12 protein-coding genes are annotated in these 13474 nt (G+C 71.1%); 5 read left to right on the top strand and 7 right to left on the bottom strand.

Features of this window, described 5'->3' with window-relative positions; all coding sequences use genetic code 11:
• Positions 1-7: 7 nt before the first annotated feature.
• From AC2YHJ_RS19035 to AC2YHJ_RS19020, 4 genes are all read right to left on the bottom strand, one after another.
• Positions 8-1018 carry a TAXI family TRAP transporter solute-binding subunit gene (locus tag AC2YHJ_RS19035; RefSeq protein WP_487397673.1) on the bottom strand — a complete coding sequence of 337 codons (1011 nt, stop codon included), beginning with the start codon at positions 1016-1018 and terminating at the stop codon, positions 8-10.
• A complete protein-coding gene (locus AC2YHJ_RS19030) occupies positions 1015-3120 on the bottom strand; it encodes a hypothetical protein (RefSeq protein WP_487397672.1) in 2106 nt (701 codons plus the stop codon). Before AC2YHJ_RS19030 ends, AC2YHJ_RS19035 begins: the two co-directional genes overlap by 4 nt.
• Positions 3121-3363: 243 nt before the next feature.
• Complete coding sequence (locus AC2YHJ_RS19025; RefSeq protein ID WP_487397671.1) at positions 3364-3888, bottom strand: chromate transporter; 525 nt, start codon at positions 3886-3888, stop codon at positions 3364-3366.
• Positions 3885-4445: a chromate transporter gene (locus tag AC2YHJ_RS19020; protein ID WP_487397670.1), complete on the bottom strand. Its 561-nt coding sequence runs from the start codon at positions 4443-4445 to the stop codon at positions 3885-3887. Before AC2YHJ_RS19020 ends, AC2YHJ_RS19025 begins: the two co-directional genes overlap by 4 nt.
• Positions 4446-4627: 182 nt before the next feature.
• Here AC2YHJ_RS19020 and AC2YHJ_RS19015 point away from each other — a divergent pair, with 182 nt between their 5' ends.
• The 4 genes from AC2YHJ_RS19015 (at position 4628) to mltG (ending at position 8815) form a co-directional block, all read left to right on the top strand.
• Positions 4628-5605 carry a Bug family tripartite tricarboxylate transporter substrate binding protein gene (locus tag AC2YHJ_RS19015; RefSeq protein WP_487397669.1) on the top strand — a complete coding sequence of 326 codons (978 nt, stop codon included), beginning with the start codon at positions 4628-4630 and terminating at the stop codon, positions 5603-5605.
• A gap of 267 nt (positions 5606-5872) precedes the next feature.
• The gene (locus tag AC2YHJ_RS19010) at positions 5873-6112 is read left to right on the top strand and encodes an acyl carrier protein (protein ID WP_487397668.1); all 240 of its coding nucleotides are present in this window, start codon (positions 5873-5875) and stop codon (positions 6110-6112) included.
• 30 nt (positions 6113-6142) lie between these two features.
• The gene (gene fabF, locus AC2YHJ_RS19005) at positions 6143-7426 is read left to right on the top strand and encodes a beta-ketoacyl-ACP synthase II (RefSeq protein ID WP_487397667.1); all 1284 of its coding nucleotides are present in this window, start codon (positions 6143-6145) and stop codon (positions 7424-7426) included.
• A 357-nt stretch (positions 7427-7783) separates the two neighbouring features.
• Positions 7784-8815, top strand: a complete 1032-nt coding sequence (gene mltG / locus AC2YHJ_RS19000; protein WP_487397666.1) for an endolytic transglycosylase MltG — start codon at positions 7784-7786, stop codon at positions 8813-8815.
• Here the strand turns inward: mltG and AC2YHJ_RS18995 are convergent.
• A complete protein-coding gene (locus AC2YHJ_RS18995) occupies positions 8748-9563 on the bottom strand; it encodes a YdcF family protein (RefSeq protein ID WP_487397665.1) in 816 nt (271 codons plus the stop codon). The two genes, mltG and AC2YHJ_RS18995, sit on opposite strands and share 68 nt — an antisense overlap.
• A gap of 143 nt (positions 9564-9706) precedes the next feature.
• On the opposite strand from AC2YHJ_RS18995, the gene AC2YHJ_RS18990 reads away from it, so the two are divergent.
• A complete protein-coding gene (locus tag AC2YHJ_RS18990) occupies positions 9707-11044 on the top strand; it encodes a class I SAM-dependent methyltransferase (RefSeq protein ID WP_487397664.1) in 1338 nt (445 codons plus the stop codon).
• Between the two features lie 154 nt (positions 11045-11198).
• On the opposite strand, the gene AC2YHJ_RS18985 is transcribed toward AC2YHJ_RS18990, so the two are convergent.
• Both AC2YHJ_RS18985 and AC2YHJ_RS18980 read right to left on the bottom strand, forming a co-directional pair.
• Positions 11199-12440 (bottom strand): hypothetical protein, encoded by a 1242-nt coding sequence (locus AC2YHJ_RS18985; RefSeq protein WP_487397663.1) that lies wholly within the window; start codon positions 12438-12440, stop codon positions 11199-11201.
• Positions 12441-12454: 14 nt separating this feature from the next.
• Positions 12455-13432 carry an FkbM family methyltransferase gene (locus AC2YHJ_RS18980; protein WP_487397662.1) on the bottom strand — a complete coding sequence of 326 codons (978 nt, stop codon included), beginning with the start codon at positions 13430-13432 and terminating at the stop codon, positions 12455-12457.
• Between the last annotated feature and the right edge of the window lie 42 nt (positions 13433-13474).

Below are 13474 nucleotides of genomic sequence, written 5' to 3'. Positions count from 1 at the left end.
CGTCTCTTCAGCGAGACGGCCGCAGCCGGCCTTCCGCCTCCTCCGCCGCGCGCAGCCGTGTCCAGCCTGGCACCCGCGCGGCAAGGTTCACCTCGCGCCATTTCGGATGGCGCGGCGGGCGCAAGAAGGCCTCGAAATTCTCGAAGAAGGCATCGACGAAGGTCGCCACCTTGCGGTGGCGGTCGCTGCCCGGCTGCCAGGCATAGGCCGCCATCACCGCGCCGACCGCGATGGTCTCCACCGGCGCGCCGTCCGGCACCAGCGCAGGATACTGCGCGGCGGCGAGTTCGGCCGGCAGGTAGGTGTCGAGCAGGGCGGGCGCCATCGGCAGCGGCACGAAATGCAGGTTGGCGTCGCGCGGGATGTTGGAGAACAGCCGCGCCGGCTTGCCGGCGACGTAGACCATCGCCGCGATCTCCCCGCGGCGGAGCTTCTCGAGCGCCGTGTCCTGCACGTCGTTGACGATCTGCACCGGGATGCCGAGGCTTTCGAACAGCACCGCGGAGGTCATGGCCGTACCGCTGCCGCGCACATCCACATTGACCGGGCGGTTGGCGAGATCCTCGACCCGGCGGATGTCGCCGCTCGCGAGCAGATGGATCTCCTCATCGTAGAGCTTCGAGATGTAGTGCACCCGCTGGTCGAGGCCAGGGAACATCCGCTGGCGCCGCGCGAAGGCCAGCGCGTCCGACTGCACGATGCCGATGTCGATGCCGCGCAGGAACATGATGTCGGACAGGTTCTGCAGCGATCCCTTGCCGATGATCGGGATCACCCGCAGCCGGAACCCGTCATCGAGCACCGCCGCGAGGTCGGTCGCGATGCGGATGTAGGTCCCGTCCACGCCGCCGGCGATGACGCCGACCGTGCCGGCATTGGCGCGCGCGGTCAGGGCGTTGATGCCGGCGAGCCCGTCCTGCGCGTGGGCGAGGCTGGGCGCGGCGAGCGACAGCCCACCCGACAGCAGCAGCAGGCGGCGGGGCAGCGTGAAGCGATCCATCGTCTCGTCCTTCGTCATGGCGGCCGCGCCGCGGGCAGGGCCTGCAGAAGCCTGGTGGCGTCGGGCTCGCCGAGTGCCGCGCCGCGCCGGTACCACTCGGCCGCGGTGGGTGCGTCCGGCCGGATGCCGCGCACGCCGAGGGCGGTGAGGAAGCGCGGATCATAGGTCCGCCCGAGCGCGACGGCGGCCGCGCCGCTGCCGCCATTTGCTGCCCGTTCGAACAGCAGCCGCGCGGCGGAGATGTCCCCGACCGTGAGCATCTCCTGCCCACGCTGCATCAGCGCCGTGATCATGGCGGGCGACAGGGGCGGGCGGCGCGGTGGGGATTGCGGCGCGGCGGCGGATGCGGGCGGTGCGTCGATCGGCGCGACGGACGGCCGCGGCAACGCAGTGGCATTGGCGGCGGGGGTAGAGGGTGGTGGAGCGGCCATGCTTGGCGTCGCGGCCGCCCGATCGGGGCCCGGCGTGGGCGGCGACGGTGTCTCCGCGCGCGGCGGGGCAGCCGCGACCGGCGCGGCGGCGGTCGGCGGCGCGATGCTGGGGCTTGGTGCGGCTTGCGCCGTGGCTTCTGTGGCGGGTGGGGTGGGAGTGTCAGATATGGTCGGTGCCGTGGCGACAGGCGGTGCGATGTCGGGGCTTGGCGCCGCAGCGGCGGCGGCTGGCGGGACGGGGGCCTCAGTCGCGGCCGGTGCCACGGCGGCGGGTGCGTCGGGGCGCGGCCCGGCGGGCGTTTCAGAGGCGGCCGGCGCCATGGCGGTTGGTGGCGCGATGTCGGCGCCTGGTGGGGTCGGCGTCGCGGCCTCGACGGCTGGTGGGGTAGGGGCCTCCGAGGTGGCTGGCGCCGCGCCGGCGGGCGGCGCGATGTCGGCGGGCGTCTCGGCTTGCGTCGCACCCTCGGTGGTCGGCGGAGCGGCGGCCTCCGATGCAGTTGGTGGTACCGAGGCAGGCGCCATGGTGTCGGGGGCGGGCACCGTGATGGCGGGCGGCGGGGCCGCGAGCGTCGTTGGCATGGCGCTGGAGCTATCCGCCGTGACAGCAGCCGTTGCTGGCGACGGTTGGTCGGGCGTGGCGGGGGTAGGTGCCTCGGGGCCCGGCGCCGGTGCTGGGAGGATCGCGACGGGCTCCTGGGCGATCGGCGCGGTTGGTTCGGTATGGAGCGTGGGCGGCGGCATGCGCCCCGCTTCTGCGGCGGTCGGCTCTGTCACGGCGGCGGCGGCCTGAGGCGGCAAGGTCGTGCCCGGCGCAGGATCGGAGGACAGTTCAGCCACGATCAGGGGCGGTTCGGGAACGGGAGCCTCGTCCACGGCCAAGGGTGGATCTGGCGCAGCAGGGGTGGCGATCGGCGCGGCCGGTTCCGCTGACATCATCGGTGCCGGTGCGATGGGCACGTCAGGCCGATAGTCCGTGACGATCGAAGGCGGCACCTCCGCCATTGGTGGCGCTGTGAGGGCAGGGACGGGCTCCCGTATGGCCAGAGCGACCACCGCGGTGGCCGGGTTGGAGGGAGGCGCCTGGGTTGCTCGGCGTGCCGGCTCCGATTGCTCGTCCGGCAACGGCGCTGGAGACATCTCGGTTGGCAACCGGGCGGGCAGCGGGCCGCTGTCAGCGGGCGGCGTCCAAGCGAGTGCCGCCGCATCCGGGACGGCGACGTCCACCCCTGGCATGTCCCGGTATTCGGCGGCGTCCTCGGCCATCGCCGGCATGACGGAGGGACGTGGCCCGGCAGCCACCGTCGATGGGTCGTCCGCGGGGAGGGCCGGCGCCGGCACCTGCGCCGGAACCTCGGACGCGATGGTCGCCATGGACGCATTCCCGGCGGCCTCCGCGTGCGGGTGCAGGTCGGTCAACCGTTCCGGCGCGGCGTTTCCGGCCAGTGCCGGCGCCAATGACGCCGTCGTAAACCCGCGCGCCTGCCCGGTGCCGCCGGCCACCCCTGCCATCGCGGCCGGCGCGGGTCCGGCCGGTTCCGGCGGCCCGAGATACTGCAGCACCGCCACCCCGCCCGCGGCCGCCAACAGCACCACGCCCCAGAAAGCAATCAGGACGCGCAGACCGGGCAGCCGCCGCGCACGGGCCGGGCCGCCGGCGGTCGTGGCCGTGCCGGACAGCTGGCGCGCCATCACCTGCCCGGCCCTTCGGGACGGTGGATGGGATCATGCCCCGGCTGCGGCACCGCCCGGTCGGGCAGCCGGTGCAAGCGGCGACAGGCAAGCACCTGGGCGAACCTCCCACGCTCGCGCGCGGGCTGCGGATCCGGAAGGACGCCGTTACTCGATGGCGCAGTGCTTGGCGTCCCAGGAAGGTCCGCGCCGCGTCGAGCCGCCCGAAGGATACCGCTATGGCAAAGTCATTGCGACTCGATATCAGGCCAGGACCGCGCCGAACACCGCCCCCGCGCCCAGCACCCACAGCGGCGAATAATCCGTCCGCCAGACGAACAACGCCGAGCAGGCCGTCAGCGCCGCCGGCATCCACCCCGTCGCGGTCCCCTGCGCCAGGATCAGCCCGGAGGCGCCGATGAGGCCGACCGCGATCGGCACCAGCCCGCGCTCGGTCACCCGCAGCCAGAACCGCCCGGCCAGCCGCGCCCGCAGCCGCGAGAACCCGAAGGCCAGCAGCGAGGTCGGCAGCGTCATCGCCAGCACCGCCGTCAACATCCCCAGCACGCCGCCGACATGCCAGCCGAACAGCCCGACCACCAGCACGTTCGGCCCGGGTGCCGCCTGCGCCAGGGCGAAGCGTCGGGCGAAGTCGGCATCCGACATCCAGCCATGCACATCGACCACCAGGCGGTGCATCTCCGGCAGCACGGCGATGCCTCCGCCCACCGACACAAGGGAGATCGCCCCGAAGCCCAGCACGAGCTGCCAGAAGACCGTCGCCGTCATTTCGCGCGCAGCGCCTGCCAGGCGCCGAGGATGCCGAAGGGCGCCAGGCCCAGCACGACGTAGGGCAGCGGCACCCGGAACACCCCGGCCGCGACCAGCGCGCACAGCCCGACCGCCAGCAGCGCCGGCGGCGGGCGGATCTTCTGTGTCATCTTGGCCGCGGTGCCGATCACCATGCCCGCCGCCGCGGCCGCCACGCCGGCCAGCACCGACTTCACGACCGGCACGTCCCCATAGGCGTCGTAGAACATCGCGAGGCCCGCCAGCAGCACCAGCGGACCGCCGAACATCGCCGCCGGTCCGGCGATCGCACCGGCCGTGCCATGGAAGCGGTCCCCCACCATGATCGCCGCATTCAGGGCATTGGGGCCGGGCAGCACCTGCCCCAGGCCGAGCGTCTCGGCATATTCCTGGTCGGTCAGCCAGCGCTTTTCCTCGACCAGGACGCGCCGAGCCCAGGCATTGATGCCGCCGAAGCCAATCAGCCCGATCCGCCCATAGGTGAGGAACAGGTCGAGAAGGCTCGGGACGGGGCGGGGCGGGGGATCATCGGTCATGCTCTGTCAGGGGACAGCGCCGGCCCCGCCGGATCAATCCCCCCGGGCCGTTCCTTGCCAACGCTTCATTCCCGGAGGCCCGTCATGATTCGCCAGCGCTTCACCTTCGGCCCGGGATGGGACTACAGGGGCGCCGCCAGTCGCCGGCAGTGCCCGGCCCAACATGTGAAGGCATGAAAAGCATGACCACCCGCCGGACCCTGATCGGTGCCCTCGGCGCCGCCCCTGCCCTGATGGCGCTGCCTGCCGTCGCACAGGACGCCGCCTTCCCGAACCGCCCGGTGCGCATCCTGCTCGCCTTCGCCCCCGGCGGCGGCACGGACCTGATTGCGCGCACCGTCGCCTCGGCGATGCAGGGCGTGCTGGGCCAACCGGTGGTCGTGGAAAACCGGCCGGGTGCCGGCGGCAACATCGCGACCGAGGCCGCCGCGACCTCGCGCCCCGACGGCTACACCATCCTGATGGGCAATCATGGCCCGATGAGCGTGAACGTCTCGCTGTTCCGCAACATGCGGATCGACCCGGAACAGGCGCTGGAACCGATCGGCCTCGTGGCCGACGCGCCGTTGGTCGTTGTGGTCGGGCCGAAGTCCCGCGCGCAGAACCTGCAGGAGCTGCTGGCCGAGATCCGCGCCGCCAATGGCCAGTCCACCTATGGGTCGGCCTCCAACGGGTCGGCGAGCCACCTCGCTGCCGCGCTGATGCTGCAGATGGCCGGGCTGCGCGCCGAGCACGTGCCCTTCCGCGGCGCCGCCCCGGCGCTGACCGACGTGGTCGCCGGCCACCTCGACTTCATGATCACGACGCTGCCTTCGGTGGTCGGGCTGATCAATGGCGGCCAGGTGCGCCCGCTCGCCGTGACCGGCGAGACCCGCATGGCCGTGCTGCCGAACGTACCGACCGTCGCCGACACCATCCCCGGCTACAAGGCGACCGCCTGGTACGGGCTGCTGGTGCCCAAGGGCACCCCGGCCGAGGTCAAGGCGCGGCTGTTCGCCGCGATGCGCCAGGCGCTGACCAATGAGGAAGTGATCCGCCGCCTGCGCGACGAGGGTGCGGAGCCGTCCGACATGGATGGCGAGGGCTTCGCCCGCCTGATCCGCTGGGAGCGCGAGCGTTGGGCGACGGTGATTCGCCAGGCCAACATCACGGTGGACTGAACCGATCGGAGCGCGCCGGCCGCCGGGGCGGTCTGCCTCGCGGGGTGTGGCGCTTCGGCTACAGGCGCTGCCGCCGCCGGGCCGGCAACCGGGTGCCGCGCAGCCGGGCCTTGACCGGAACCGGCGGGACCGCCTAGGCCGCGCGACGCTTCCATGATAAGCGCCGGGCTCCGCGAGGGCCCGGGGCGCGAGTCCGGCCCGGCCGGGCGGAACGCAGTAGGCATTTTCGCACGGGTCACGCCCGGCAGAACGGAGAGAGTAAACGCGATGAGCGACACCGCCGAGAAGGTGAAGAAGATCGTCGTCGAGCACCTCGGCGTCGAGGAGGCGAAGGTCACCCCCGAGGCGTCCTTCATCGACGACCTGGGCGCCGACAGCCTCGACACGGTCGAACTGGTCATGGCCTTCGAGGAAGCCTTCGGGGTCGAGATCCCGGACGACGCCGCCGAGAAGATCACGACCGTGAAGGACGCGATCGACTACATCGAGAAGCACAAGGGCGAGTAACGCCTTAGACTGGCCCGGGGGGTAGAGCGCGTGTTCCAGAACGGTTTCTCGCCGCGACGTGTTGTCGTGACCGGCATGGGCATCGCCTGCCCGCTCGGCCTGGGTGTCGAGCATGTGTGGAAACGGATGCTGGCCGGCGAATCCGGCATCGGCAGCATCCAGTCCTTCGACGTCTCCTCGCTGCCCGCGAAGATCGCCGGGCAGATCCCGGCCGGCACCAAGGCGGATGGTCGCCTCGACCTGTCCGAATGGATCCCGATCAAGGACCAGAAGAAGATGGACCGCTTCATCCAGTTCGCGCTCGTCGCGGCTGAGGAAGCGGTCGAGGATTCCGGCTGGCGCCCCGACGGCGAGGAAGCGCGCTGCCGCACAGGCGTGATGATCGGCTCGGGCATCGGCGGGCTCGAGACCATCGACGAATCGGCGCGGCTGGCCGCCCAGGGCAAGGCGCGGCGCATCTCGCCCTTCTTCATCCCTTCGGCGCTGATCAACCTCGCTTCCGGGCAGGTCTCGATCAAGTACGGCTTCAAGGGGCCGAACCATTCGGTGGTGACGGCCTGCGCGACCGGCGTGCATGCGCTCGGCGACGCGGCGCGACTGATCGCGCTCGGTGACGCCGATGTGATGGTCGCGGGCGGTGCCGAGGCCGCGGTGTGCGAACTGGGCGTGGCCGGCTTCTGCGCGGCGCGCGCGCTGTCCACCGGCTTCAACGACACGCCGGCCGCTGCCTCCCGCCCCTGGGACGAGGGCCGCGACGGCTTCGTGATGGGTGAAGGCGCGGGCGTGGTGGTGCTCGAGGAATACGAGCATGCCAAGGCGCGCGGCGCGAAGATCTATGCCGAGGTGATCGGCTACGGCATGTCGGGCGATGCCTATCACATCACCGCCCCGGCCGAGGGCCATGAAGGCGCCTTCCGCGCGATGAAGGCGGCGCTGGCTTCGGCCAACATCACCGCGGCCGACATCCAGTACGTCAACGCGCATGGCACTTCGACGCCGCTCGGCGATGACCTGGAACTGGAAGCGGTGGAACGGCTGTTCGGCGACGACGCGCGCGGCGTGGCGATGTCCTCCACCAAGTCGGCGATCGGGCATCTGCTTGGCGCGGCGGGCGCGGTGGAGGGGATCTTCTCGATCCTCGCCATCCGCGACAAGGTCGCGCCGCCGACGCTGAATCTTGAAAAGCCGTCGCGCGAGAGCGTGATCGACCGCGTTGCCTTGCAGGCGCAGCCGCGCCCGATCGAGGTCGCGCTGTCCAATTCCTTCGGCTTCGGCGGCACCAACGCCAGCATCGTGTTCCGGGCCGCGCCCTGAGTTTCGATGGCCGCCGCTGGCGGCCAACGGGCTTTCTTGATCCCTCGGACGGCGGGCACCGCACATCCATGCGGCTTGCCTTCGCGCCTTGCGCTGCCGTTCCGAGGGCTGATGCTGGTCTGGGCGCGGTCGCGCTTCGCGCTCGCGGATCGGTGCCACGCATCGGTCCGGTGAGTTGGGGATGAAGGCCGCTGGGATGCTGGCAGCAGGATCGGGCATGAGCGGCGCATGGCCCTGGCCCGACGCAGGGCTTCCCGACTGCCATGCCCGGCACCAAGTTCCCGCGGTCCAGGGGGGCGTTGCCCCCTGGCGGGGTGGTCTGGAGGGGCGGCGCCCCTCCGGTATCGAGGCTTCGACATGCGTCTCCGCCTTCTCCTCCTGACGTTCCTCGTCGTCCTGCTGATCGCCGGTGGCCTCGGCGTGTCCGCCGCCTGGCGTGCCTATACGCGCCCCGGCCCGCTCGCCGAGCCCGCGCAGATCGTTGTCCCGCGCGGTGGCACCGAGCGCATTGCCGAGGCGCTGCTCGAACGCGGCGTGATCCGCGATGGGCGGACCTTCGCCGCCGCCGCCTGGCTGACGCGCGGCGCCGGCCCGCTGCGCGCCGCCGAATTCGCCTTCCCGGCCGCCGCGCCGCTATCCGAGGTGCTGCGTATCCTGCGCGAGGAGCGCCCGGTCCAGCGCCGCCTGACCATCCCCGAGGGCTTGAGCGCGCACCAGATCCGCGCCCTGCTGGAACGCACCGAGGCCCTGACCGGGGAGGTTCCCGCCTTCAACGAGGGCGACCTGCTGCCCGAGACCTACGCCTTCGAATGGGGCGAGACGCGTGCCGCCATCGTGCGCCGGGCCGATGCCGCGATGGACCGCGCCCTGGCCGAAGCCTGGGCCAGCCGCGCCCCCGACCTGCCGCTCGCCAATCCGCGGGAGGCGCTGATCCTGGCCTCGATCGTCGAGCGCGAGACGGGCAGGGCGGAAGAACGGGCGAGGGTCGCCGGTGTCTTCGTCAACCGGCTGCGCCGCGGCATGCCGCTGCAATCGGACCCCACCGTCGCCTATGCCACGACCGGGGGCGTGCCGATGGACCGGCCGATCAGCCGCGCCGATCTCGACCGCGACCACCCCTTCAACACCTATCGCATCCGCAGCCTGCCGCCGGGGCCGATCGCAAGCCCCGGCAAGGCGGCGCTCGCCGCGACGCTGCGCCCCGAGGCGAACGACTTCCTGTACTTCGTCGCCGATGGCTCCGGCGGGCACGCCTTTGCCCGCACGCTGGACGAGCACAACCGCAACGTCGCCCGCTGGCGGGAGATCGAGCGCGGCGGCGCTACCGCGCCGGCTGCTCCCGCGCCGGCAGCACGCTCTCCGTCCGTCCCATCAGGCGGTAGGCGATAAGCCCCATCCATTCGCGGATCGCCCATTCCAACTGGCCGAGCCGCTCGGGGAAGGGGGCGTCGTACCAGGCGGCCCAACTGTGCCCGGTGCGGAAATTCACCGGCCAGGGGACGATGCCGCGCCAGCCTGCCGCACGGAACACCGCGACTGATCGCGGCATGTGCGACGCCGAGGTGACGAGCAGCCAGACCTCGCCCGGCTTGGGTTGCAGGAGGCGATAGGTGAAGACCGCGTTCTCATGCGTGTTGCGCGCCTGGTCCTCGTAGATCACGCGATCCGGCGGCACGCCCATCGCGGTCCAGAGCTGGCGCGCGACATCGGCCTCGGTCAGGCCGCCATGCACGAAGGATCCCTGGCCGCCGGTGAAGACGATTCGTGCATTGGGATAGCGGTTGGCGAGGATCACGCCTTCCGTCATGCGTTCCGCCGCGCCGTTCAATGACGGGATGCCGCGCGCTTCCGTGATGTTCTGCTCGACCGCGCCGCCGAGCACGATGATGCCATCCACATGGGCGGGTGGTTGGGCGGGCCGGGCGAAGCGGTCCTCCAGCGGCAGCAGCAGCCACTGGTTCACCGGCGTGACCACCAGCATGGCGAAGAAGCCAAGGGAGAGCAGGATCAGCCAGCGCCCGCCGCGCCGGCCGCGCCAGACCAGGAACAGGCCGATGAAGCCGAGGATGATCGCGAAATGCCCAGGGCGCGCGGGGAACCACAGGATCTTCGACAGCGCGAAAAGAAGGTCGTTCACGACGCCATGCCGTCCATCTTCAGGTCAATGGCGGCCATAGCACACTCGCTGCGCGCACGCGCATGGTGCGGGGCGCCATTCGCCTTCCGGCCCGTGTCGTCCGATACTCCACCCCGACGACGACACGGAGAGCGCCGATCGCCATGGATCACGACGATGTCCTGCCGCAACTCGCGGCCCTCGGCCGCTTCGGCGATGCGCTGCAGAAGCTCTGCGACGCGGAGGACTGGGCCGATCCGCGCTTCCGCCTGGTGGTGCGCCACGCGCTCGGCCGGCACCCGCGCATCCATCCGCGCCAATGGGAACAGGCGGCGGCCTTCCTCGCCCTGGCCGAGGCCGGCGTGCTGCGCCCGGATGCGCAGGGCATCGCCTTCGGCTCGGGCCGCGAGCCCCTGACCTATGCCGTCACCTCCCGCGTCGCACGGCTGACCGCGACGGATCTGTATGAGGCCGGCACCGCCTGGGACGTGGCGCGCACATCGGACCCTCTCGGCTTCGTGCTGGGCGCGGCGCCGCGCGGCTTCCCGGCGGAACGGCTCGCGGTCCACCACATGGACATGCGCGAGATCCGCTATCCGAACCACGCCTTCGACTTTTGCTATTCGATCTCGGCCTTCGAGCATATCGGCGACGATCCCGACTTCGTGCAACATCTGCGCGAGGTGCGCCGCGTGCTGAAGCCCGGCGGCATCTACGCGCTGACGACGGAAGTGCTGCTCGGGCCCGAGACGCGGCGGACGCGCGGAAACTACGCCTTCACCGTGGACCATCTGCTGCGTCTGTTCGCCGAGGCCGGGCTGCAGGCCGCGCCCGTGGTGGACATGCGCTTGTCCGACTTCGACGAGAACGCGCCGCGCCCGTTGCAATCCATGCTGCATGAGGATCCGGCCGAGCCCTTGCTGCAGGGCCTGACCATGCGTGACCTTGCGGGCTTCATCTCAGGCCCCGTGGTCTTCCTGCTGCGCCCGACGGCAGATGGCGTGACGCGGCCCGTCACGGTGCACGGCCTGGCCGAAAGCACCGCCGCGATGGAACGCGCACGCGTGGAGCAGCGCAACCGCCGCTATGGTGACTGGGTGCGGATCAATCCCTTCGGGCAGCGCCCGGCCCAGGCACGGCTGTCGCTCGATCTCTGGGCCGGCACGCCGGTCGCCACGGGCCAGCCGCTCTTCGCCACGCGCAATATCGAGTTCGGCAGGGCGCGGGCGGCCTTCCAGATGGTGCTGGTGCCCTCACCGGCCATGACCGGGCGGGGCACCGTGCTGCTGCGCGTCTTCGAATCGCGTCCCGGCTTCGACGGTGCAGTGCTTGCCGGCGAGGCGCGGCTCGCCATCAACGAGCCTTCCGGCCAGCCTGTCGTGCATCGCTTCGAGGCCCCGACGCGTGCCGGACAAGTCTATGGCCTGGTTGGTCGCGTGCTGGAGGGCGAGGTGCTGTTGACCAGCGTGGACATCCAGGCGCGCCGGCATCCGCCGGGGTGAGGCGCCGAGAGCGCGGGCCACCAAAGCGACCTTCGGCCTGATGCACGGCATCGGACCGCGGGTGCACCGCGGGCAAGCCAGGCACGCGGATGCATGCGCCGGCGTTTGAGGCAAACAAGGACGCCAAGGGTCGTGACAAGCAACCCTTGGCGGATCACTCTTCCTCGAAGGCGATCGACATGCTCCGCACCGCGAAGCTGCGGCGCCGGTGGTCACCCGTCGTCGCGTCGATCTCCGCGAAGGTCGAGGAGCGCGACCCGGTGAAGCGCACCACCACCGCATTGCCGTGCCGCTTCAGCGTCTCGGCATCGATGCGGAAGCTGAACTCGACGCCCGGGTCGGTCAGCACCGCCTCGGTCTTCTGCTGGCGGCCGTCGAAGTTGACCCGGATGCGTGCCGCGTCGAACCCCATGGTCTCCAATACATGCACGCGCACGCGCAACGGCCGGCCAGCGGCGGAGGCGATCAGCACGCGGGGTGCCTCAGTGGTCCACCAATACCGGTGGTCCGAGACGGGATCGCCAACCCAGCCCTGCGCGTGCCAGCCATCGAGGAAGGCGAGCGCGGCGTCCTCCTGCCGTGCCAGTACCCAGGGCATCGGCCCGGTACCGCGCAGCCCGGCCAGCAGCGCCGCCGCCGCGCGCGATGCCGCGCGCTCCGAGAGCCATCGGTCGAGCCGTTCCTCCGCCGTGCGCCGCAGCACGAAATCGGCGCCGAGCCGCAGCAGCCATTCGTCGCGCCGCAGCACCTCCTCGCAAGCCTCGATCTCGTCGCGCGAGGCGCGGCCCTCGTTCAGCCGCTGCGCGGGGAAGCTCGGGATCGCGTAGTGCTCCGACATCGCGTCGAGCGATTCCTGCATCCGCTCGGTCACACCCACGAAGTCGAACCGCGCGAGCGCTGCTGTCGCCTGTTCGGAAGCCTCGTGCGGGTCCCCGGCGCGGCGCATGCCAAGCGCCATGGTCAGGTAGCGCGTCTGCGGGTTGGTGCCGAAGGTCGGATAGGCGCGCAGGAAGTCGAGGATGCCGAGCGCGCTGGCCGGTCCGTGCATCGGAAGGTCCGGCATGTGGCGGAAATACAGGTAGTGCGAGGCGACGAGCCGCACGGGATGGCGGGCGAACGTGGCGAGCCGCAGCCGCCCGAGCGGCAACTGGTTGGGCATCGACGCATGCACATGCCCGTGCAGGAAGCGCAGCCCCGGCAGACGTTCACGCGCGATCGGATAATCCGGCCCGAGCAGCGTGAGCTGCGGCGGCGGCGGGAAGACCTGCTCCGCCGGCAGGAAGGCGAGGAAGTGGGACACGACGGTGTTGCCGCCGGTCTTGGGGATGTGGATGAAGAAGACCGGGCGGTTGGCCGCCTCGGTTTCGGTCTCGGTCTCGGGCACGGAATCGGTCATGGCGGGATCGCGACTCAGCCTGGCTCGTCCCGCGCGACGAGGATGTTCTGGATGCCCGACGCCTCGGCGAGCAGCCGGTCCCAGCTGGTATCGGCCAGCGCGCCGTCCTGGCCGATCATCCAGGGCCGCAGCCCGATCCCGCCGAGCATGGCAGCGACCTCCGACGCCTGCACGCCGGAGCGCGCCATCATCTCCGGCACGAACTCCATCATGATGCGCACGCCGGGCGCGCGTTCGAGCATCCGGCGCATGCCGCGCAACGCCCGGCCCTCATGGCCTTCCACATCCATCTTGATGACGTCGGGGCGATAGGCGGGGTCGGCGAACATCTCATCCAGCACGACCAGGCGGCAATCGACGCCGGGGCGCCCGCCATCCGCGCTGCCCGCCAGCGCGACCGCGCCGCCGCCCGAGAAATTGTCGTTGAACACCAGCCGCGCCGTGCCCGCTTCCTCAGACGCGCCGACCGCATGCACCCGTGCCCAGCCGCCGAAGCCGTTCAGTCGCAGCGAGAGATCGACGAGTTTCGCGAGGCGCGGATTCGGCTCGAAGGCATCGACGCTGCCCGACGGGCCGACGATCTGCGAGGCCAGCAGCGCATAGACGCCATGGTTGGCGCCGAGGTCGAGCACCGTGTCGCCGGGCTTCACCAGCCGGGTGAACAATTCCGTATAGGCGGTCTCCCACCGGCCGAGCGTCAGCAGGTGGATGCCGATGTCGATGCTGCGCGTGTCGACGAGGATCCGGATGCCGTTCTCGAGGAAGGTGATCGCGGTGTGGTCGCCGAGATAGGCGGATTGGCTGTCCACCAGCCGGTTCGACCGCACGGCGAAATAGGCGATCGCTTCCTCGAGCCGGCGCTCGATATGCGCGAGCCGCTCCTCGGCGCGTTCGGCCCGCTCGGTCAGGAGCCGTTCGATGCGATCGAAGCGATCAAGAAGCCGCTGCCGGCCAGTGAGGGAATCGATGAGATGGCCGGATGGATCGCTCATGAGACGGAAATCACAATCCCCATGCGTTACAACCGGACCATA

The sequence above is a fragment of the Roseomonas sp. SRI_022 genome, assembly GCF_057586215.1.
Note: the sequence above shows the minus strand (reverse complement) of the source record. Positions and strands in the feature narration are given on the sequence as shown.